This window comes from Taibaiella lutea (assembly GCF_008629695.1).
Classification (GTDB): Bacteria; Bacteroidota; Bacteroidia; order Chitinophagales; family Chitinophagaceae; genus Taibaiella; species Taibaiella lutea.
The window spans coordinates 533,384-554,561 of sequence record NZ_VWSH01000001.1; the positions used below are offsets into that span (position 1 = coordinate 533,384).

Annotated in this window: 18 protein-coding genes; 14 read left to right on the forward strand and 4 right to left on the reverse strand. The window is 39.3% G+C overall.

Annotated elements, in window-relative coordinates:
• Positions 1–46 precede the first annotated feature (46 nt).
• Positions 47–982 (reverse strand): methionyl-tRNA formyltransferase, encoded by a 936-nt coding sequence (fmt, locus tag F0919_RS02235; protein ID WP_235903441.1) that lies wholly within the window; start codon positions 980–982, stop codon positions 47–49.
• Positions 983–1,229: 247 nt separating this feature from the next.
• Between fmt and F0919_RS02240 the strand changes: the two genes are divergently transcribed.
• The 10 genes from F0919_RS02240 (at position 1,230) to F0919_RS02280 (ending at position 12,799) form a co-directional block, all read left to right on the forward strand.
• On the forward strand, positions 1,230–1,790 hold the full coding sequence (locus tag F0919_RS02240; RefSeq protein ID WP_150031085.1) for an RNA polymerase sigma factor: 561 nt from the start codon (positions 1,230–1,232) through the stop codon (positions 1,788–1,790).
• A 35-nt stretch (positions 1,791–1,825) separates the two neighbouring features.
• Positions 1,826–2,653: a hypothetical protein gene (locus F0919_RS02245; protein ID WP_150031086.1), complete on the forward strand. Its 828-nt coding sequence runs from the start codon at positions 1,826–1,828 to the stop codon at positions 2,651–2,653.
• A gap of 49 nt (positions 2,654–2,702) precedes the next feature.
• Positions 2,703–3,116 (forward strand): hypothetical protein, encoded by a 414-nt coding sequence (locus F0919_RS02250; protein ID WP_150031087.1) that lies wholly within the window; start codon positions 2,703–2,705, stop codon positions 3,114–3,116.
• Between the two features lie 224 nt (positions 3,117–3,340).
• Entirely contained in the window at positions 3,341–5,785 is a 2,445-nt protein-coding gene (locus F0919_RS02255) for a PKD domain-containing protein (protein ID WP_150031088.1), read from the forward strand.
• 85 nt (positions 5,786–5,870) lie between these two features.
• Positions 5,871–6,992, forward strand: coding sequence for a glycosyltransferase family 4 protein (locus F0919_RS02260; protein ID WP_150031089.1), 1,122 nt, complete (start codon positions 5,871–5,873; stop codon positions 6,990–6,992).
• A 239-nt stretch (positions 6,993–7,231) separates the two neighbouring features.
• Positions 7,232–7,384, forward strand: coding sequence for a hypothetical protein (locus tag F0919_RS18370; protein ID WP_190277232.1), 153 nt, complete (start codon positions 7,232–7,234; stop codon positions 7,382–7,384).
• A gap of 262 nt (positions 7,385–7,646) precedes the next feature.
• Positions 7,647–8,597, forward strand: a complete 951-nt coding sequence (locus F0919_RS02265; RefSeq protein ID WP_150031090.1) for an MbnP family protein — start codon at positions 7,647–7,649, stop codon at positions 8,595–8,597.
• A gap of 3 nt (positions 8,598–8,600) precedes the next feature.
• On the forward strand, positions 8,601–9,632 hold the full coding sequence (locus F0919_RS02270) for a cytochrome-c peroxidase (RefSeq protein WP_216629354.1): 1,032 nt from the start codon (positions 8,601–8,603) through the stop codon (positions 9,630–9,632).
• Positions 9,625–10,704 carry a cytochrome-c peroxidase gene (locus F0919_RS02275; protein ID WP_150031091.1) on the forward strand — a complete coding sequence of 360 codons (1,080 nt, stop codon included), beginning with the start codon at positions 9,625–9,627 and terminating at the stop codon, positions 10,702–10,704. The genes F0919_RS02270 and F0919_RS02275 overlap by 8 nt, the downstream gene beginning before the upstream one ends.
• 298 nt (positions 10,705–11,002) lie before the next feature.
• Positions 11,003–12,799, forward strand: coding sequence for a T9SS type A sorting domain-containing protein (locus F0919_RS02280; protein WP_150031092.1), 1,797 nt, complete (start codon positions 11,003–11,005; stop codon positions 12,797–12,799).
• A 97-nt stretch (positions 12,800–12,896) separates the two neighbouring features.
• Here the strand turns inward: F0919_RS02280 and F0919_RS02285 are convergent, their stop codons facing one another.
• On the reverse strand, positions 12,897–13,820 hold the full coding sequence (locus tag F0919_RS02285) for an isoaspartyl peptidase/L-asparaginase family protein (protein WP_150031093.1): 924 nt from the start codon (positions 13,818–13,820) through the stop codon (positions 12,897–12,899).
• 91 nt (positions 13,821–13,911) lie between these two features.
• Here F0919_RS02285 and F0919_RS02290 point away from each other — a divergent pair, with 91 nt between their 5' ends.
• From F0919_RS02290 to F0919_RS02300, 3 genes are read left to right on the forward strand one after another with little or no spacing between them, the layout of a single operon-like run.
• Complete coding sequence (locus F0919_RS02290) at positions 13,912–14,724, forward strand: DUF3658 domain-containing protein (protein ID WP_150031094.1); 813 nt, start codon at positions 13,912–13,914, stop codon at positions 14,722–14,724.
• Between the two features lie 14 nt (positions 14,725–14,738).
• A complete protein-coding gene (locus tag F0919_RS02295; RefSeq protein ID WP_150031095.1) occupies positions 14,739–15,107 on the forward strand; it encodes a polysaccharide biosynthesis C-terminal domain-containing protein in 369 nt (122 codons plus the stop codon).
• A 17-nt stretch (positions 15,108–15,124) separates the two neighbouring features.
• Positions 15,125–16,759, forward strand: a complete 1,635-nt coding sequence (locus F0919_RS02300; RefSeq protein ID WP_150031096.1) for a S8 family peptidase — start codon at positions 15,125–15,127, stop codon at positions 16,757–16,759.
• A gap of 3 nt (positions 16,760–16,762) precedes the next feature.
• On the opposite strand, the gene F0919_RS02305 is transcribed toward F0919_RS02300, so the two are convergent.
• Positions 16,763–17,902: an RsmB/NOP family class I SAM-dependent RNA methyltransferase gene (locus F0919_RS02305; RefSeq protein ID WP_150031097.1), complete on the reverse strand. Its 1,140-nt coding sequence runs from the start codon at positions 17,900–17,902 to the stop codon at positions 16,763–16,765.
• A 178-nt stretch (positions 17,903–18,080) separates the two neighbouring features.
• On the opposite strand from F0919_RS02305, the gene F0919_RS02310 reads away from it, so the two are divergent.
• The gene (locus tag F0919_RS02310; RefSeq protein WP_150031098.1) at positions 18,081–18,653 is read left to right on the forward strand and encodes a hypothetical protein; all 573 of its coding nucleotides are present in this window, start codon (positions 18,081–18,083) and stop codon (positions 18,651–18,653) included.
• 127 nt (positions 18,654–18,780) lie between these two features.
• Here F0919_RS02310 and tamL read toward each other — a convergent pair whose 3' ends face one another.
• On the reverse strand, positions 18,781–21,144 hold the full coding sequence (gene tamL / locus F0919_RS02315) for a translocation and assembly module lipoprotein TamL (protein ID WP_150031099.1): 2,364 nt from the start codon (positions 21,142–21,144) through the stop codon (positions 18,781–18,783).
• Between the last annotated feature and the right edge of the window lie 34 nt (positions 21,145–21,178).

Below are 21,178 nucleotides of genomic sequence, written 5' to 3' on the forward strand. Positions count from 1 at the left end.
AATATTATCGCACTCAAATTCTATTACTTGACAGTAACCTAACAAATTAATTCAACCTAAACCCTCTCAGGAAATCTTCTATTTTCATACGTTTCTTTCCTTCGTACTGAACATCCAGAGCATAAAGCCATCCGTCCGGTGCAGCAAAACGTAAATAAGTCTTACCGTCAGAGTCAAACGTTCCTGCTTCGGCATTAATTGTTTCTTTCTCAAACTTAGATTCAAAAATTTTCAATTGCTTATCTGCAAGGAATGTGAAGGCAGCAGGGAAAGGGGAAAGACCTCTTATCAGGTTATGAATAGATTCCACATCCTTTTTCTTCCAATAAATCTGACAATCTTCTTTGAAAATCTTTGGCGCATGCTTCAATTCTTTATTACTTTCAGGTTGCGGCATTTCAGGAATGGAATTATTTACCAACCCATCTATTGTTTTTAAAAGTAAGTCAGCTCCGGCCTGCATCAGCTTCTCATAAACGGTTCCTATGTTATCATCTTCTTCAATGGCCACTTTTTCCTGCAACAAAATATTACCGGTATCAATCTCATGTTTCAATCTGAAAGTGGTAACACCGGTTTCTGTCTCTCCGTTTATAATTGCCCAGTTAATGGGTGCAGCACCACGATATTGAGGTAATAAAGATGCGTGTACATTCACAGTTCCCATTGGCGGCATATTCCAAACCACTTCAGGCAGCATGCGAAAAGCCACTACAATCTGTAAATCAATTTGTAATGCTTTTAAACTTTCAATGAAATCCGGATTCTTTAATTTGTCGGGTTGCAGAAGGGGTAATTGTTGCGAAAGTGCATATTCTTTGACAGCAGAGGCTTTTAGTTGCATGCCACGTCCGGCGGGTTTATCGGGAGCAGTAACAACGGCAACTATATTATAACCATTTTCAATCAATGCGTTCAGTGAAGCAACCGCAAAGTCGGGCGTACCCATAAAAACGATACGAGGGCTAATTTTTGGTGTCATGCGGCAAATGTAAGATGTTTGCACCTGATGTATTCCAGATGTTGAAAAAGAACAAATCGTTAATTGTAAGTTAGAATTTTAACAGATACATCGCAAGAGCAGAACAGTTTTATATCTTGCGGTTGCTTCATAAAAATATAGTAAAAATTCGCTAATCAAAAATCACTGTGAAATAGTACATTAATTAATTTGACGATATTAGATAAATCAGAATCATTTTATTATTTTTACCCCAAAGCAAATTTTTATGACGCAACCTTTGTTGCCTGATGATGACAGGGAGTTATTAGCCGCATTCAAAGAAGAATCGACCCGTGAAAGGGCTTTTACTCAGATTATTAAAAAATATCAGGAAAAATTATATTGGCATGTCAGGAGAATGGTTGTAAACCACGATGATGCAAATGACATTCTTCAAAACGTATTTATTAAGGTCTGGAATTATCTGGATAATTTCAGGGAAGAATCGAATTTATATACCTGGCTTTACAGAATTGCAACAAATGAATCTCTGACTTTTATAGAAAAAGAAAAGAAAAGAGCCTCATTGTCCCTTTCAGACCACGAATCCGGTTTATCCAATAAGTTACAGGCCGAAAAAGGCTTTGATGCAAATAAGCTGGAGTGGAAATTGCAACAGGCTATTCAAAGTCTGCCGGAAAAGCAAAGAACTGTTTTTTTGCTAAGATATTATGACGAAATGCCTTACGAAAAAATGTCGGAAGTTCTCGAAACATCAACCGGCGCTTTAAAAGCCTCTTATCATCATGCAGTTAAGAAGGTTGAGGAATTTCTGAAACAGGATTAAACTTCCATTGCCCTTATGGGGTCTAAAATGCAATTATGAAAAAGAAAGCAGAAATATTGGAGGAATTAACAACCCTGAAATCCACATTAGGCAACTATGAGGATGAAATACAATTATTTCATGTTCCTGAGGGTTATTTTGAATATTTGCCTGGCCAAATTCTTAAAAACATAAAAGCTTCTCAAATAGAGACTGAATTTAATTTAACTATAGATAAAACAGTACCTTATACTGTTCCGACAGATTATTTTGAGCAATTCGGAAACAATGTTTTACAACAAATAAGAAAGATGCAACCTGTTATCGAAGGCAAAAACCAAAGCTTTGATGATATTGGCATGATGGAAACTTATCAGTTGCCTGACGGTTTTTTTGCTTCTTTTGAACAGAATTTATATAAGAAATTAGGCATTCAGCAAGATAGCGATATAGAAGAAACCGAAACAATTTCTCCTTTATTGGCATCTTTAAAAGATAAAACAAGTTATACAGCACCTCACACTTACTTTAACGCAATCGATTTTTCAGAAAAGATTCAACGCAAAACAATTGAAAGAAAAGTCATAGAACATCCTTCTGTAAAAAGTATTAAATGGGCAAGATGGGCTGCAGCAGCTTCTATTATTCTGATATTTTTTGTTGGCGGTTTTAGATTTTTAAGCCCTGATAATACAATATCATCTGAAGCTAAATTTGAAAAAAGCCTTGCTCAGATTCCTGAAACACAAATCAGGGAATGGCTTTCCAATAACATTGACGAAACAGACATTAACAGCTTAAGTGCAAGCCTGCTAAATTCAAAAGACCTGAAAACGAAACAGGCTCTTGAGAATATTACGGAAGATGATATTGAGGCTTATTAAGCAATTCAGTTTAACCAGACCAATAAAACAGATTAAAGAAATACAAAACATGCTAAAAAGATTTTTTTCATTAATATTATTAATAACTGCGTTTAGTTTTTCTATACATGGTCAGGAAAAGGCAACACCAAATCCTGAGATTAGAAAATTAAGAATTGCATTTATTACAGATAAAATGAGCCTGACACAGAACCAGATGCAACAATTCCTTCCCATTTTCACCAGCTATTCAGATGAATTATTATTTCAAAAAAGGGCAATAAAGGCTTTGGAAAACAATCCGAATAGCCAATATGTGGTAGAACAACGCCAAAAGCTGGAACAAAAAATGGTGGAAATAAAAGGAAGATACAAGGACAGATTTTTGAGGATCATTTCTGCACAACAACTTGCCGCAATGTATAAAGCAGAAAGTGAGTTCAAACAATTCCTGATAGAATATTTAAAGAAAAACGGAAAATAGACTAAATCAAGATAAAAAAGATGCCTGTTGCTAAACTTTGCAACAGGCATCTTTTTTTATGTTCCTTTCCAAAACTCTACATCAGGATGTATTTAGGTCTAATTATTTGGTTACTATACTATATTATCGTTATTATTTTATAATTTAGACCCATCTTTATCGAAATATTACGAGTCTTAATACATAACCATCGTTAATATTATTCCAAATTATCCCCAATAAAAATGAAACAGCTAATTCTATTTTTATCATTTTTTGTTGCAACGCTCAGTGTAAGAGGTCAGGCTTTTAATTTTGAACTTACAGGAACCCCCTTAAATACTACAGGTTGGATTAGTACCGGTTCAGGTACTGCGATCGGCGATCTTTTTCAGCTTACCTCCAATACTTCCAATCAGGCGGGTTCTGTTTATTATGGGACGCCTCAAAATCTAACCAATTGTTCGCAGTTTACTGTAACATTTGATTTCAGAATTACGCTTAGCTCTGCGCCAACGGCAGATGGAATAGCTTTTTATTACATATCTAATCCGCCAACAGGTTTCACAACAGGCGGTGGTTTAGGATTGCCATCCAATCCCAATGGCTTGGTATTGCTTTTGGATACTTATGATAATGATGGCACCCCGGCTCTTAACCCATTGGTGTCTTTGCGTAAATATGACGGAACTGTTCCGAATTATGTTGAAGGCTCCACTACGGGACAATTGGCACCGGACGCAACAGGATTATCTTTTATCACAAACGGTAACTGGCATACATGTGTATTGACTTATTATTTCGGAGCAATTACAGTTGCATTTGATGGTAATCCGCCGGTAATATCAACAACTACAACATTAAGCTTAAGCGGAGGTTATTTTGGATTTAGTGCAGGAACAGGCGCTTTATGGGCAAAACATGACATTAAAAATGTGTATGTCACCGGCGCACCGGAACCTGCTCCACCAGCAGGAACTGACGTAACTTATTGTCAGGGTAGCGTTTCCGCACCTTTAACAGCGGCAGGAACTAATTTAAAATGGTACACAGTGCCCACAGGAGGTACAGCATTACCATCTGCGCCAACACCAAGCACAGCAGTAGCAGGTACATTCAACTGGTATGTAACACAAGGCATACCTGATTGCAATATTGAAAGCTTGAGAGATACCGTAATTGTAACTATTAACCCTAAACCGGTAGCACCAACTATTTATGTTCCGCCATATTGCTCCGGTCAGACAGGATCGCCGATAACAATAACTGCCGGCACCAATGTTTTATGGTATGATTCTGCTATTGGAGGGACAAGTAGTGCTGTAATTCCTGTTGTAAATACTGCAAATGCAGGTAATACCACATGGTATGTAACGCAAACTTCTGCATTGGGTTGCGAAAGTGACAGAGCTGCTGTTACGGCAACCGTAAGACAAAGTCCTGTAGCAGATTACACATTCAATTTCGGTTTTAGCTGTAGCAGCGATACGGTTCACTTTCAGAATACGACTACAAATGGTACTTCATATTACTGGGACTTCAATGATGCTCAAATCAGCAATGACACAAACCCGACGCATATATATGCTGCTCAAGGCACTTATAACGTAAAACTAAGAGCCTTGAATGCTTATTGTAAAGACAGTGTAACAAAACCCGTAGTAATTGCACATAGTGTTCAGGCAGATTTCACACCTTCGGCAGATATAGTTTGTGAAGGTAGCCTTGTTTCATTCACCAATAATTCCAATGTAACGACAGTTAACGGAATCGGACCTGTTTATTACTGGTATTTTGGAGATGGCTCCCAATCTGTTTTACAAAACCCGGGTTATACTTATACTACGCCGGGCAGCTATCAGGTAATGCTTGTTGCCCAAAACGGCATCCCATGTACAGATACTGCTTATGCAACTATTTCGGTTGATTCGTTACCAACTCTTAAATTTAAAATAAATGATACAGCCGTATGTAAAGGCACTCCGGTGGTAATTACTGCTCAATATGTGCAAAGCGGCTTAAATGATCTGACATGGAATTTCGGAGACACACCTGATCAGATTTCTGATGTGGCAAAACCTGTTACACATGCATATGACCAGACAGGCGTTTATACTGTAACAGCAACAGCCGATTACCGTGCATGTCCTGATGAGGTTAAAACGGCAACGGTTACTATTAAGGCTGCACCCCATTTGGATCTCGGCCCCGATACTGCTATTTGCTTAGATGGCACAGCTTATATACTGTCTGATGCTATTAATGCAGCAAATCCGGCTGCAACATGGCTATGGAGCAACGGAGCAACTACCTCATCCATCGAAGTGAAACATGAAGGCACATACACGGGTACCGTTACAATTGACCAATGCTCTACCTCCGATGTGATAGAAGTTAAAAAGGATTGCTACATAGATATTCCGAATTCATTTACGCCGAATGGCGATGGTGTGAACGATTATTTCCTTCCACGTCAGCTTCTATCTTCTGGTGTGGTTGGCTTCAATATGAATATCTTTGACAGATGGGGACAAAAAGTATTTGAAACTGCTAATTCAAACGGACGTGGATGGGATGGTAAATTCAATGGTAAAGACCAACCGAATGGTGTTTTCATTTATGACATAAAAGTGTTTATGAAAAACGGCCGCACCGAACAATATACAGGAAACGTTACTTTATTAAGATAAGAACCAATATTTTCATATTACATGGCTGCTCAAATTAACGGGCAGCCATTGTTATTTTACAGCTAATATTTCGCATCTTTGTTACATGCTTAGAATTGGTTTTGACGCAAAACGGGCCTTCCTGAATAATACCGGATTGGGCAATTACAGCAGATCGGTAATCGAATCCTTATCCTTGTATTTTCCCGGAAACAGCTATCTTCTTTATACAACCAAACTCAAAGACAACAATAGAACTAAAGGTTTGCTCAATAAAGAAAATATAAGCATCCGCACTCCAAAATCCCCCTTCCTGAAATCGTGGTGGCGCAGCAGGTTCGTGGTAAGGCAATTAAAAAAAGACGGAGTCAATATTTATCATGGATTAAGCCATGAATTACCCATTGGCATTCAAAAAACAGGCATCAAAACCGTTGTAACAATTCATGACTTGATTTTTTTGAGATATCCTCAATATTATAAACCTGCCGACAGAAAAATATACAAATTGAAATTCAGGAATGCATGTAAACATTCCGATAAAATCATTGCCATAAGCGAACAAACAAAACGAGACATCATTCATTTTTTCGGAACCGACAGTTCAAAAATTGAAGTTGTATATCAGAGTTGCGATGCTTCTTTTTCGGAGAAAAGAAATGAGGAAAACCTGTCCTGTATAAAGACAAAATATCAATTGCCCGATGATTTCATTCTGAATGTGGGAACTATCGAAGAAAGAAAAAATGCACTTTTAATTGCCAAAGCATTAAAACAAACTACTTCCGAAATTAAACTGATACTGATCGGAAAAGAAACGAAATATGCGGCGCAATTAAAGTCGTTTTTAAAACAGGAACAATTAGAACATCGTGTCATCTTCCTGCAAAATGTGGATTTCCGCGACTTGCCCGCAATTTATCAGCTCGCAAAAGTTTTTGTTTATCCCTCAGCATTTGAAGGTTTTGGTATTCCTGTATTAGAAGCCCTTTATTCAGGCACCCCTGTAATTGCTGCCACAGGCTCCTGCCTTGAGGAAGCGGGTGGTCCTGATAGTATATATATATCGCCCGATGATGAAACAGCACTTGCAAAAGCCATCGATAAAATCTTAAACGATACCGCACTTCAGACAAAAATGACAGAAGAAGGCAAAATGTATGCTTCCCGTTTTACAGAAGAAGCACATGCAAGGAATATAATGAAGGTTTATGAAAGCTTGGTTTAATACCTGCTGAAATCAAAAATTACTTGTAATTTACTGCACACCCGCTTTTAGAATATTTCATTGGAAAATGTAATACTTGCATCAATACATAAAAGCATTTACCTATATTTGCCAAGTAAAAAAACATTCATTGAAGTCCCCGAAGTACATATTATTTTTACTGTTAGCATTGTTTCTGATATCAGAACCCGCTCTTTCGTTTGCATGTTGCAGCGCTGTAAAAGAACGTACAGGTAATAATGAAGCAAAAAGTTGCTGCAAAAAAGAAAACGCTGCAGCAACCGGTAAAAAATGCAGTTGCTGCAATAAGCCTTCAAAGAATAAGAAGAAAAGTTGCAGAGATTGTAATGACTATTGCCATTGTGCAACTTCGGTTTCAGGTTATGCCTTAATAAGCCATTCATTCACACAGGAAAATGAGGTTTCATTTTTCAGCGTTAAGAATACCTATAACAATTACCCGTTTCAGTTTGCTTCTTTAAATTTTGCATCTATCTGGGTGCCTCCTAAAATAGCAACAATCCACATATAGCGCCCCGTTTTTTTGTGTTACAGCCAAACTCTTATTTTGAGTTTGACCTGCGCAACTCATTATTGTGTGGCAACCAGATACATCAGGAAAATATTTTCCTTATTTCAATCAAAAATTTAAAGATGAAAAAAATACTCTTCTTACTTATATCCATCATTACGTTCAGTAAAATCAATGCTCAAAAAAATGTAACCCTCAACATAACTCACAAATTGGGGGCCAATAATTTTGCTTTCAATACAACTGCCCAAAACGATTTGACGCAGAATTTTCAGATTACACGGGTCGATTATTATATTTCCGGCATTAAAATCATACATGACGGCGGACAGATTACCCCGGTGCCAAATTATATTATGGTGAAAGGAAGCTATAATGTTTCGGAGCCTTTGGGAAGCCTGAATGTTACGAATGTTGAAGGAATCAAATTCTCTATTGGGGTTGATACGCCTGAGAACAATGCAGATCCTTCCACGCAATTCGGGCCACTTGGCTTTCAAACACCCTCTATGCATTGGGGTTGGGCGGCAGGCTATCGCTTTGTAGCCCTCGAAGGTAAAGCAGGCAATAATTTCAACACTGAATTTCAGCTGCACGGCCTTTGGAACGAAAACTATTTCCAGCAAACGGTTATGGCTCCCGGTGTTGTAAACGGGGATAATATCACTATCAACCTGGATGCAGACTATACACAGGCTTTAAAAGGCATAGATGTTGCATCCGGCCCATTATTGCATGGCGTTAATACCGCAGATCTTGACATGCTTAAAAACTTCAGAGACCATGTGTTTAAGCCCGGCTCCGGTTCAACAGCCATAAATGAATTATCGGTTGATAAAAACATTCGCATTTACCCTAATCCGGGCAAAAAAGAAATTCATATTGACCTTTCCAATTCATCCGGCACTGTTTCTCAGTACAAGATAATGAATATGCAGGGCGCCGTTACAGAATCCGGAAATGTATTAAAAAGCAATGTCATCGCATTAAAAAATACAGCTCCCGGAAATTATGTCTTGGCCTTGTACAATAAAGGTATTCTTGTATCCACACAAATGCTGGTAATAGAGTAATCCATGAAATTGCGCGCCGGAATAGTATTAATATTGTTAATGCAGGCCATCGTTTACATAGGATGCGAAAAAAGCAAGCTCGGCATTATCAGTAAGGAACCTCAACTCATGGAAATACCTGTGGGCTTCCCTTCTATGAGCATTCCGGAAGACAATACATTTACTACCGAACGCTGGCAATTAGGTAAAAAGCTGTTTTACGATAAAAAGTTATCTTTAAATAACACCATAAGTTGCGGTTCCTGCCATCGTCAGGAATTTGCCTTTAGCGATTCGCTGGCATTCAGCCCCGGCGATTTAGGGGCAATGGGCGTAAGCAATGTGCCTGCATTAGCCAACATTGGTTATCATCCCTATTATCTGCGTGGCGGCAGTGTACCGACATTAGAGATGCAGGTGCTCGTGCCTGTTCAGGAGCACAATGAATTTAACATGGAAATTCTTGATCTTGCAGAAAGACTGAAACAAGACAGCACCTATAGCGTAATGGCGCTGAAGGCCTACAAGCGCGAATTAGATCCTTTTGTAATTACAAGGGCAATTGCATGTTTTGAGAGAAGCTTAATAAGCGGCAACAGCCGTTTTGATCAATATTATTATCAAAACAAAAAAAACGCGCTTACTGCAAATGAATTAAACGGCATGAATCTCTTTTTTTCGGAGAAAACAAATTGCTCCGGCTGCCACCGTGATTTCAATTTTACGAATTACAGCTTTGAGAATAACGGGCTTTACCTGCAATACGCCGACAGTGGAAGGATGCGTTTTACACATGTGGAAAGCGACCGCGACAAATTTAAAGTACCCACGCTCCGGAATATTGCACTTACAGCGCCTTATATGCACGACGGCAGCCTGAAAAATCTGGAAGCCGTTATAGAACATTACAATTCAGGCGGCGTAAACCATCCGAATAAAAGCGTGCTGTTAAAACCGCTGCATTTATCTGCGCAGGAGAAACAAGATCTCATTGCCTTCCTTAAAACACTTTCTGATGACAATTTCATAAGAGATAAAAGATTTAAAAATGAATAAAATAAAAATAACCGGAATCTTAGCCTTATTAATGCTGACAATAGTTACCATTAATGCCTGTAAGAAAGATCCCGTTGAAGAACCCGATGAACCATATACACTGGATATCGGAACATTCCCAACTCCAAACCTGCCCGCTGATAATCCTTTGACAAGAGAAGGTGTTAAACTGGGCAGGATGCTGTTTTATGAAAAAAAATTGTCAGGAACCAATACCCAGTCTTGCTCCTCCTGCCATATGCAGCAATTTGCTTTTAGCGATACCGCAGCATTATCTATCGGAGTAAGAGGAATGCATGGTAAAAGGCAGGCCATGTCTGTTTCCAATATGGCCTGGAACAGCAATGAATTTTTCTGGGACGGAAGAGCGCATTTATTAAGAGACCAGTCATTGAAGCCTATTCAGGATGCACTGGAGATGGACGAAACACTGGATAACGTTGTAGCCAAACTACAGGCCGATGAGACATACCGGAACCAATTCAGGAAAGCCTTCGGTACCGAAACCATTACGTCGGAACTGATGTCGAAAGCGATGGAGCAATTTATGCTGACCATTGTTTCGAAATCATCCAAATTTGATGATTACAAAGCGGGGAAAGCCACGCTTACCCCTGAAGAAGAAAGGGGCCGGTTTTTATTCTTCACTGAATACAATCCCGGCTTCCCTGCACAGTCCGGCGCCGATTGCCAGCATTGTCACGGCGGAGCTAATTTCGAGAACGATGCTTTCATGAATAACGGACTGGATGCAGATGCCGATTTCATAGATATTGGAAGGGAAGGCGTAACAGGCCTGGCAAGCGATCGTGCCAGATTCAAAGTGCCATCTCTGCGCAACGTAGCCATTACAGCGCCTTATATGCATGACGGACGTTTCAAGACCTTAGAGCAAGTGGTAGGTCATTATAACCTGGTACGAAATTCTTCGACATTGGATCCTTCTTTTCAGCAACAATTGCCTAACGGCTTGCAGCTTAGTCCGCAGGACAGAGCTGCTTTAGTGGCTTTTCTCAAGACACTTACCGACAAAGATTTGACAACAAACCCGGTGTATTCAAGCCCGTTTTAAAAAGTAAGATATTTCAGTAGAAGCGAGGCCGCAATTTTGCGGCCTCGCTTCTATATTAAGATGTAACGTCCATGTACAAATATTTGATGCCCATTTACAAAGTCTCAACGCGCATGTACAAAGATTTAGGGTGCATGTACAAAGTTTCAGATAGTATAAAGCAGATTGAATAAGCTGTATTCAGACCGCAATAATTCGCATATTCTCTTTAATAAAACAAATCTATCTATACGTTTCCTTATCTTAAATATCTGTAACTTAGTATCTATATTCCGACTCACAATTTAACCGATTCATCATGAGGAAACGCTTACCTTTTCTGCTGGCATTTGGCCTGTTATTCTTTGCTGCGACAAAAATGTTTGCACAATATAATTTACCGGAAAACAAAATCTGGGCTTTTGGAAACAAAACCGGAATGGATTTTTCATCCGGCAATCCCCTACCTATAACAACAAATGCTTATAACGGAGAAGGCTGCACTGCAATAGCTGCTCCGGAAGGCGGACTGATGTTTTATACAAATGGCAATAAGGTTTGGGATTCGGCCGGCAACGTATTCCCGCACGGACAGAACCTGGATATTTCTGAAAACGAAGCTTTAACCACCACACAACCGGCTGTAATCATTCCGGTACCCGGCCAGCTTAATAAATTCTACCTGTTTGCGCATAGCACCAGGCTCTACGTTTACCTTGTTGACATGAGCCTGAATAACGGGATGGGAGATATCGACATTACCTTTCCGCTGACACACGTAAAACTGCTCGATTCATTAACTGAAAAGCTGATTGCAGCGCCGGGCTGTAACAATAATGTATGGCTCCTTACACGCGGCAATTTTTCAGACAAGTACTATGCTTTCAATATAACAACTACAGGTATAAACACTACGCCTGTAATATCGGCTGCGGGTGTTTCCACACATGACTTCTATTTTGCAACGACCATGACAGTGAGCCCTGACGGAAATAAAATTGCCGTCAACAGTTTGTCAAGGATGGAGATACTCAATTTTGATAAAACAAACGGCAAAGTCTCTATGGATAAAATCCTCGACGAGTCTAATGTTTATGGCAGCTGCTTTTCGCCAAACGGAAAGCTATTGTACGGCAATAAGGGAACCATTATACAATATAATCTGTTGGATTGCGACCCTGTAGCTACCAAAGTCATGCTTGGTGGTAGCTTTCCCGGCGATATAAGGCTGGCAGTAAACGGCAAAATATATTTCCGGGCCGGATTTATCAGTATTGCGGGCCCTAATTATTTAGGCAGTGTAGAGCAACCTGATATAACAGGCACCGGTTGCCACTTTCGCGATTCGATTACCGAAACATTGATGCCCGTAGTGCAACCGGGCCTGGCAATGAATAATTCTCTGGGATTGCACAATACGGTAGTAAAAGCCACGAATGTTGTCAAGTCGCTGAATCGTTCTTATTTCGACACCTGCATCTGTCAATTCCCTTTCAGCACCGGCCTGAATCTTATTGCCACACCTGGCTTCCAGGGCTATGTATGGTCTGACGGAAGCACAGCCACTTTTACAAATGTGCATCAGCCCGGAAAATACTGGGTAAGTTACAATACTACCTGCGGGCAGCGTTTTGATACTTTTACCGTACGAGGCAGCGTTGAGCCCGTTCATTTAACATTTAACGATCCGGTAATCAACACTTCCGGAACCTATACATCTTATAAATGGTACAAGGATGGCATAGAAATTAGCGGTGCGAATGCCGCAAACTACCAACCAACGCTTAGCGGCATCTATTCTGTTGTAGTAGCCAACAGCGAAGGTTGTACCGACTCTGCATTTATTACAATCAATAAAGGAGCTACAGGTATTGTCAACCCTGCGTTACAGGAGTTCTCGGTTTATCCGAATCCGGTTACAGATATACTTTACATCGAAAGCAGCAATCCGTTTCAAGGTACTGTTACCGATTTAAGCGGCAGGGCTATTATATATTTCGGCAACGAACAAAAAGTCAATGTCAGCCGGTTAAACAGCGGTGTTTATTTTGTGAAGCTAATGGACAAAAACGGCCATCTTATAATGGTGAAAAAGCTAATCAAAAAAGCGAAATAGATATTGTTTGTTGTTGGTGAAAAACACAGACTAATGACGAAGTATTTCAGATAAAAACAGGGCCGCAGTTTTGCGGCCCTGTTTTTATCTATTTCTATTAACGATAAATAGCAACACCCTCGGTGCCGTCACTTTTCTTGTAGCCGCGATACATGCCCGAAGAATTGAAACTGAAAGCAATATTGCCTTTTGTGTCAATAGCTATCAGACCGCCTTCTCCTTCTATCTCCACCAAATCTTTCATAACTACCTGTTCACAGGCCTCTTCAAGTGAAACCCCTTTGTACTTCATCATGCAATGCACCTGATGCGCTACAACCTGACGGATAAACAATTCGCCATGACCTGTACAGGATACGGCGCAGGTTTCGTTGTTGGCATAAGTTCCCGCACCAATCATCGGGGTATCTCCTACCCTGCCGAATTTCTTATTGGTCATGCCGCCGGTACTTGTAGCTGCGCTTATATTTCCGTATTTATCTAACGCAACCGCTCCGACTGTACTGAATTTACGGTCGCCCGCTACACTATGATCCAACTGCACTCTATCTGTTGCCAGTGCCGCTTTGTATTGTTCGTACCTGAAAGCATCAAAGAAATATTCATCAGGTTCAAATGCAATGCCATGTTTCTTTGCAAAGATTTCAGCGCCATCACCTGCCATGAAAACATGCTCTGACTTTTCCATTATTGCTTTTGCAAGCAAAACAGGATTTTTCACATTCCTCACGCTTGCCACAGCGCCCGCCTCCCTGTTCAAACCATTCATTAACGAAGCATCCATTTCATGTCTGCCTTCATGATTAAAAACGGCACCTTTTCCTGCATTGAATAAAGGACAATCTTCAAGAGACTGAACAGCGGCAACAACAGCATCTAAAGAAGAACCACCGTTATTCAGTACTTCATACCCTGCATCAACAGCGGCTTTCATGCCGTCCTCATATTGTTTTTGCTTTTCTTCATTCAACAAATGACGTTCTACCGTTCCTGCCCCGCCGTGCAATGCAATTGCAAACATATTATCTTAAAATTTAGAAAACGAATATAAGCATTTTGGGGATGCGCTATGTGATTGGCTATTCCGTAAATTAGCCTTTATTTTGCAGGATATGCGTATAATACATCTGATAGTTGGCGATGTGACTGCCAAACCTTTAATAGAAGCCTGTGCCGCACATGAGGTTATGTCGGGCGAAGTGGTTGTGCTGAAAGATATCTTACACGTAGGACCATTAAAAACAGAAGGCCTGAGTTTTAGTGAGGGCCGCTCTTTGTTCTGGAATACGGTTTCTGAAAATCAGCATAATATTCAGGTAGATGATCTGGAGCGGTTGATGGAAATATCCAGTCTTTTATCCAATGATGAAAATGTAGCAGTCTGGTTTTGGATGGCTCCCGCTCCTGCCGATATTGCAGCATATTTCTGGCTGTTGCATTTCCTTAAAAAACATCAGGGAAGATTTTCTGTTGTAAATATCAACGGCCTGCCGTTCCTTGATGAAAACGGAAAACTATTCTATCCTGAAAGCATCGGTTATATTCCTGTAAAGGAAATTTTAAAAGCAAGAAAACTGGCAAGAGTTACAACTCCTTCGGAATGGGAAACTGATATGGATGAATGGCCGAGGTTGCTTTCGGAAAACGCAGGTATAAGAGTGCATGAAGGCGGGAAACGCCTGAAATCGCAGCCGATAAGCTTTTACGATGATGCGCTGTTACAACATATTACAGCACAGAATCAGAAAGCAAACAAAATAGTGAACCTTGCCATTTCCAAAAATAAAGTACCTACAGGTGATTCCTTTTTGCATTGGCGTTTGAGGGAAATGGCAAAAGAAGGCAAAATTGATTTAGTAAAAGGAGAAGTAAAGTTAAGTACCGGAATTCAGGAAGAAACTGCTACATCTGAAGATGAAGCATAACAAAACAGTTTACTATGATAACTATAACGCCTTTAGATAAGATTGGCATTGACGAAAGAGGCTATACTTATGAATATTTTCATGAAAGATATGGAAGACATTTACTGTGTTTCAGAAAAGCGGGAAGCATAAGCGGGAATCATTACCATAAAGGAATATCGCTTACCAAAAACCCTGAGATAATAATATTGGTACATGGTTCGTTGATGTTACATTACAGAAATGTAAACGATACAGAAATAATAAAAGTACCTGTTGAAGGTCCGGTAAAGATAGAAATACAACCTTACGTCTGGCATAAATTTGTCAGCATTACAGATTGTTCTTTTCTGGAACTGAATTCGATTTCAGAACATAGCGCAGATACATTTACCGACAAGTAAACACAAAAATAAATTGCATGATGCGTAATCACTTAAAATACTGTCTGCTGATAATCATTTTATTGGTTACGCAATATGCTGAAGCACAAGATGAGCAATATGCTTTTTTTGTCAATTTTAAAGATAAAAATGCTACTACATTCAGCTTAAGTAATCCACAGGCTTACTTATCGCAAAGAGCATTGGACCGCAGGACAAAATATGGCATAAACATTGACAGTACCGATTTACCTGCCGTGCAGTCTTATGTTGACAGCATTCTGCATGTCACAAACGGGACATTGCATCTTACATCAAGATGGCAAAACTTCGCTGTCATTTTAATTCATGATTCATCAAGCATTCTTAATCTTTTAACGATTGATTTTGTAAAAGACGTGAGGATTGCAGGTTATTATCCTACCGGCTTGCATTTGTTACCCGCACCGGCAGACAGTATTCCGACAGGTGGCAAACCTACAGACTATGATGAAAACTATTATGGCCAGGCATGGGAACAGATACATCTTTGCAACGGTGAATATTTACACAGCAAAGGCTGGACCGGCAATAATAAACTGATAGCGGTAATAGATGCCGGTTTTACTGGTGTTGATAACAATATGGCATTTGACAGTATGTATCAGGAAGGAAGATTGCTTGATACGCACAACTTTATTCTGGATACTTCTTACGTTTATGACTACAGCGACCATGGCAGTTATGTTTTCTCCTGTATGGCTTCTTTGGTTCCGCAAACGCATGTCGGCACTGCTCCTTATGCTTCTTATGTATTATATGTGACGGATGATGAAAATACAGAACAGATTATTGAAGAAGGTAATTTTGTAGCTGCAGCGGAAAGAGCTGATAGTATCGGAGTCGATTTGATAACAACATCTTTAGGTTATAATGAATTTGACAATCCTGATGACAGCCATGTTTATGCCGATTTGGACGGGCATACCACATTTGTTGCTAAAGCTGCCAATACCGCTACGCAAAAGGGAATTATTGTAGTGGCAAGCGCAGGTAACGAAGGACAAAACGAATGGGAATACATTTTAACGCCCGGAGATGCAGACAGCGCTATGACTATAGGTTCGGTGAATGCTTCAAAGGTTGTTGCATCAACATCGGGACATGGGCCTAATGCAGCAAACAGATTAAAACCGGATGAATGCGGAATGGGTGTAAATGCAGCTGTCGTATCGCCTGCAGGAGTTGTGATAAACCGAAGTGGCACTTCATATTCAACACCAATAATAGCAGGGCTTACAACCTGTTTAATGCAAGCGGTTCCAAATATGACACCCTTTCAGATAAGGTCTTTGATTGCTTCCGTTTCCGATTCTTTTAATGCACAGAGTTATTTTGTGGGTAATGGTGTTCCCGATTTCAAAAAGGCTCTGGATGCAGTTACAAGTTTACAGGATATACCAGGAAAATCCAACTTTTTTAAAACATTCCCCAACCCGGCTAATGGCTATATTATGATTGAAGGCTCAGGCAATATCCGATATTCCATTTCGGACATACAGGGTCGCGAATTACAAAAAGGCAATACCCGTTCAGGAAAGCATATTGCATTAGGCAATTTAGCCAAAGGCGTATATCTCCTCAAACTCAGTAATGACAAGTATTTCCAAACGACAAAACTTCTTATTCAGTAAAAATTATTGTTTTTCAAACACAGCAATAAACATACAATCTGCCTGATTACCGATGCCGTCAATAATCTGAGTATGTTTTAAATCTAATGTTCCGGATTGTAACAATTGATTTACCACGTCTTCGTTTTCTTCCTGAAATACACTGCAGGTTATATAAGCCAGAAGGCCACCTTGTTTCACATATTTACTTGCATTTGACACAATAGGAAATTGAAGTTCTTTAAACTTCTGAAGCATCGCAGGTTTGTAAAAATGAAACTGTTCAGGCGTCCTTGCCCACGTACCGCTGCCGCTGCAAGGCACATCGCAGACAACCAGGTCAAACATCTGATCTCCTAATTTCTCTCTCAATGCATTTGCATCAGCACTGTTGACTTCCAATGATTTTACTTTTCCCAAACCATATTGTTTAAACCTTGTTTGTAAATTGTGGAGTATAGAAGCCCTGATATCTGAAACCGTCAGGTCAAATGCAGGTAATTTATCTTTCAGTAAAATGGATTTCCCTCCTGCACCGGAACATACATCCCAAGCCTTTACAGGATTGCTTTTTAACTGATTCAACAAAATATAAATACTTTGTTGCGAAGACCAGTCCTGCACAACATAATCTGCTTCATTCAATAAATTATCAATTGATTTTCCTGTCTGAATTTTCATGCAATCGGTTACATTCCCATACCAATCATTCATCACTTCAAAATCAATTTCATGCTGCTTCAGGTTCGCGACTACTTCATTTATTGATTTTCTGATTCTGATAAAAAGCTGTGGTTGCTGCCACAAAGAATGCAACCATTCTTCGCTTGAAAGACCTTGAGAAATATTGAAAGTAATATTTGGCTGAAAAAAAGGCTTAACAGTACTTTCAGTAATGTTAAATTCATGCAGCGCCTTTGCTAAAAAAGCGTTCTTGCTCTTACAAAGATGGTAACCTAAAGCAATAACATGCATGTTATTAACAGAACCATCAAAAAAATTGCGGCACCTGAAATAAATAAATGTAGCTTCAGACAGGGCTCTCCTGTCTCTTGAGCCTAATTTCGGATATGCTTTAAAATATTGGCGCAGGAATAAGGACAAAGGCAACTGGCCTTCGTAAGTATCTAAAATCCTTTGAACATGCTGAATGAAAAAGGTCATTATGTATAAAATCTATGAAAACAATCGAGAAAAACGATAAAGTTTCTATCTCATTGAATGATAATTGAATACTGCAAATTTCGGCATTTAAAACCGTAATCAGCCTCCTTTTCTTTAATCTTCCCATGAAACCTTTCTACCTTTGAATTGTTTTATTGTTAACCAAAATTTTCAGATCATGGACTATACAATTCAAAAATCCGAACAAAACACAAGACAAAATAACCTGTTAGTTGCCAAAGGCTCTTTAGCTATCGTCTGGGGTATTGCAGCATTGATATGTTCTTATTTCATACCTATGTTTCTGATTGTTTCATTTGGTATATTAAATTTTGTTGCAGCCGGGTTGACTTTGCTTTATGCTTATAACAATAGGCATCTGGAAATTGCGCATCAATGGCTGTTGTTAGAAGGGCTTATTGAATTAGCCGCAGGTTTCATATTTACATTTATTGTTAAAGATGCACATCAATTCATTTCTTACATGAGTTTTGGCATTGTATTCATCATTACGTTACAGTTTATTTACGGTTATGCGCTTATCCTTAAAGGTAAATTCAGCGCGCAAAATATGATGATGCGTTTTGCCAGCGTTACGGCAGGTACCATTATTTCCGTTGCTTTGATGGCTAATGTATTTACAGTCGGTGTATCGCTTATTGTAGTCGGTTTATTTTCGATTCTTTATGGCGCACTCAATATGCAATTTGCCACTAAGCTCAGAAATGTAGTAATGGGACACGTAGAATAAATTTCTTTTATAGTTTTCATTTCAAAGCCTTGAACACTTATGTGCTCAAGGCTTTTCTTAATTTGTAAGTCTATTATGTTTCAGCCTTTCGGGTGTCTCAAATGGTATATTGTTCCTTGTTGAGATTTTAGAAAGGATAACCTATTGCAAGATTAAACATCAGGTTTTCCCTGCGCCAATCCGGATCTCCGAATCTTATATCATTAAACCGCCAACGTTCTCCTTCAGGATACCAAGGCTTACGGACAGGGAATGCGAAATCGAGACGCAATAATAATATAGAGAAATCGAACCTTAAACCGAGTCCCACATCGCCGGCAAGTTCTTTATAGAAGTTCTTTGAGAAAGTACCTCCGGGGAAATCTTTTTGATCTCTCAAATACCAGATATTTCCTGCGTCCGCAAAAAGGCCGCCTTCAATAATGCTGTATAATTTGTGTCTGTATTCAATGCTGAATTCCGTTTTAATATCTCCTAAAGCTTCTATAATAGGCTTTCCCCCGTCATCTATTGCATCTCTGTAATTATAAGTACCTGGTCCGACAAGTCTTGAAGGAAAACCTCTCAAACTGCTGCTACCACCGCTGAAGAATTGTTTGACATTAGGAAGAGTACTTGAATTTCCATAAGTGTATCCAAAACCTAATATTGTATGGGCCGCAAAACTTGATTTTGGCGTCAGCGTTCTGTAATACCTGAAATCCAACTGTGTCTTGATGTATTGCGCATAATTGCTGCCGAATATTTTTTGCGGATTTTCCGGTGATGCTTTCTGAGCTATACCTACAATATTCCCTGACAAATCTATCAATCCATCGAAATAGAAATTATTTTTCCTTTTTACACCATCAGCCTGCGAGTTATAGGTAAATTCATAAGTAGGACCGAAAATAAGTCCGTTATAAAAGAGATTGGTCAGATTAAAATTACCTGCCTGAGAAGCATCAATCGTATCTGTCTGAACCAACGTAATATTTATCGGGAATAGCTTATGGTCTTTGCGGATATCTTCTTTCCAGTTGTAACCGTAACCAACATTGAATGAATGTATCTGATAATAACCTGAACGTAATGAATATTCATAACCTGCATTAATCAATGTTCTAGGAATATACATCCCGGAAGGTTTCACCTCCACAAAAGGGATGATAAATCTGGGGACATTCAAAGTTGTCTGCAAAGACACTGTATATTCATTAGGTCGCTGGGATATACCGCCATATTGCGCTTCAAAGCTTCCGGACAATTTGATTGTAAGTAATTCTGCACCCCTGAAAAGATTTTTATTCTTCCACCCTATTGTTCCTCTCACACCTCCTCTGCTGTCATTTTGCGTAAAACCGCCAAACTCTCCGTTGAATGATTTCTTGGCATAAGGCGTCAATAAATAATCAACATTTAAAAGATCGACATTAGTATCTTTTACCGGTGTAAATTCATTCTTTACAAACTTAAATGCTCCTAAAGTAACCAAACGGTTTAAGGCAATATTCTGATCTTTTTTATTGTAGTATTCCCCCGGAGAGAATTGCATGGCCTGATAAAAAACATATGGCCTGTAAGTGTGGTTTCTGTCAATAACCTGAAAATCGTCAAACTTAACAGTATCAGCAGAAGAGGCTTCTCTCCTGCGACTACCAAAGGTTACGGCAGAATCTTTACTCTGATTACTCCCTGCCCTGCTTTTATTGCTTAACCTGTAATTAGGATATACAGAAACTGTATTGATACGATATTGCCTGTAAGCATTTGCCGGAATTTCGTTGTATTTTACTTTTACGGTAAGATCAACCTGATTATTACCGATACCGGTATCTGCCACAACTATTAAATAATCAGGTGAAAAATAATAATAACCCTGATTCTTTAAAACGTAATCAATCCTCAAACGTTCGTCTATAGCAGCCTGCAGGCTATAAGGATCACCAGGTTTCAATAATGTCTTGTCTTGTGTGCTGAGGATATCTCTTCCTAAAGCCGAGGTATCATTTTGCTCGAAACGAACATTTCTCAGATAAGTTCTGGGACCGGTGGTAATTTCAAATTTTGCAGTACTTTTTTTCTTTTTTACATCAAGAAATCCGGAAGATTCTGCTGTAAAAAAACCATAATTCTGCATGATATTCTGCAATACTTTATTATTGCCGTTAATGCTTACATCACTGCCCAACACAGGCGGTTCTCCTATCTTGTTGCGCAGCCAGTTTCTAAGACCTGTTTCTTTTTTGGGGACGCCTGCAATATTATACAATGTCAATTTAACTCTGATGCCCAGAATAGTTGAATTCGGTTTAGGCCTTACCGCTTCTTCCAGTTGTGCCTGAAAATTTTTCTTTTCCGCAGCCGTAGTGAAAGTATCAATAATCTTTACATCGGGACCGAGATACAACGATTCTTTATCTGACAAATAGCGTGCATTGCTGCAAGCCATAGCCGTCAGCACTATTGAAATTAAAAAAGCAACATGATATGTTTTGAATTGTTTCAGCATCGCAATATTCCGGTTAATCAATTTCAGACACAAA

Excerpts from the sequence above, each read along its gene's own strand:
- F0919_RS02245 (WP_150031086.1), top strand. The coding sequence starts at position 1,826 with ATGAAAAAGAAAGCAGAAATATTGGAGGAATTAACAACCCTGAAATCC.
- F0919_RS02250 (WP_150031087.1), top strand. The coding sequence starts at position 2,703 with ATGCTAAAAAGATTTTTTTCATTAATATTATTAATAACTGCGTTTAGT.
- F0919_RS02280 (WP_150031092.1), top strand. The coding sequence starts at position 11,003 with ATGAGGAAACGCTTACCTTTTCTGCTGGCATTTGGCCTGTTATTCTTT.
- tamL (WP_150031099.1), bottom strand. The coding sequence starts at position 21,144 with ATGCTGAAACAATTCAAAACATATCATGTTGCTTTTTTAATTTCAATA.
- F0919_RS02285 (WP_150031093.1), bottom strand. The coding sequence starts at position 13,820 with ATGTTTGCAATTGCATTGCACGGCGGGGCAGGAACGGTAGAACGTCAT.
- fmt (WP_235903441.1), bottom strand. The coding sequence starts at position 982 with ATGACACCAAAAATTAGCCCTCGTATCGTTTTTATGGGTACGCCCGAC.
- F0919_RS02305 (WP_150031097.1), bottom strand. The coding sequence starts at position 17,902 with ATGACCTTTTTCATTCAGCATGTTCAAAGGATTTTAGATACTTACGAA.
- F0919_RS02265 (WP_150031090.1), top strand. The coding sequence starts at position 7,647 with ATGAAAAAAATACTCTTCTTACTTATATCCATCATTACGTTCAGTAAA.
- F0919_RS02300 (WP_150031096.1), top strand. The coding sequence starts at position 15,125 with ATGATGCGTAATCACTTAAAATACTGTCTGCTGATAATCATTTTATTG.
- F0919_RS02240 (WP_150031085.1), top strand. The coding sequence starts at position 1,230 with ATGACGCAACCTTTGTTGCCTGATGATGACAGGGAGTTATTAGCCGCA.
- F0919_RS02310 (WP_150031098.1), top strand. The coding sequence starts at position 18,081 with ATGGACTATACAATTCAAAAATCCGAACAAAACACAAGACAAAATAAC.
- F0919_RS02255 (WP_150031088.1), top strand. The coding sequence starts at position 3,341 with ATGAAACAGCTAATTCTATTTTTATCATTTTTTGTTGCAACGCTCAGT.
- F0919_RS02270 (WP_216629354.1), top strand. The coding sequence starts at position 8,601 with ATGAAATTGCGCGCCGGAATAGTATTAATATTGTTAATGCAGGCCATC.
- F0919_RS02260 (WP_150031089.1), top strand. The coding sequence starts at position 5,871 with ATGCTTAGAATTGGTTTTGACGCAAAACGGGCCTTCCTGAATAATACC.
- F0919_RS02295 (WP_150031095.1), top strand. The coding sequence starts at position 14,739 with ATGATAACTATAACGCCTTTAGATAAGATTGGCATTGACGAAAGAGGC.
- F0919_RS18370 (WP_190277232.1), top strand. The coding sequence starts at position 7,232 with ATGAAGCAAAAAGTTGCTGCAAAAAAGAAAACGCTGCAGCAACCGGTA.
- F0919_RS02290 (WP_150031094.1), top strand. The coding sequence starts at position 13,912 with ATGCGTATAATACATCTGATAGTTGGCGATGTGACTGCCAAACCTTTA.
- F0919_RS02275 (WP_150031091.1), top strand. The coding sequence starts at position 9,625 with ATGAATAAAATAAAAATAACCGGAATCTTAGCCTTATTAATGCTGACA.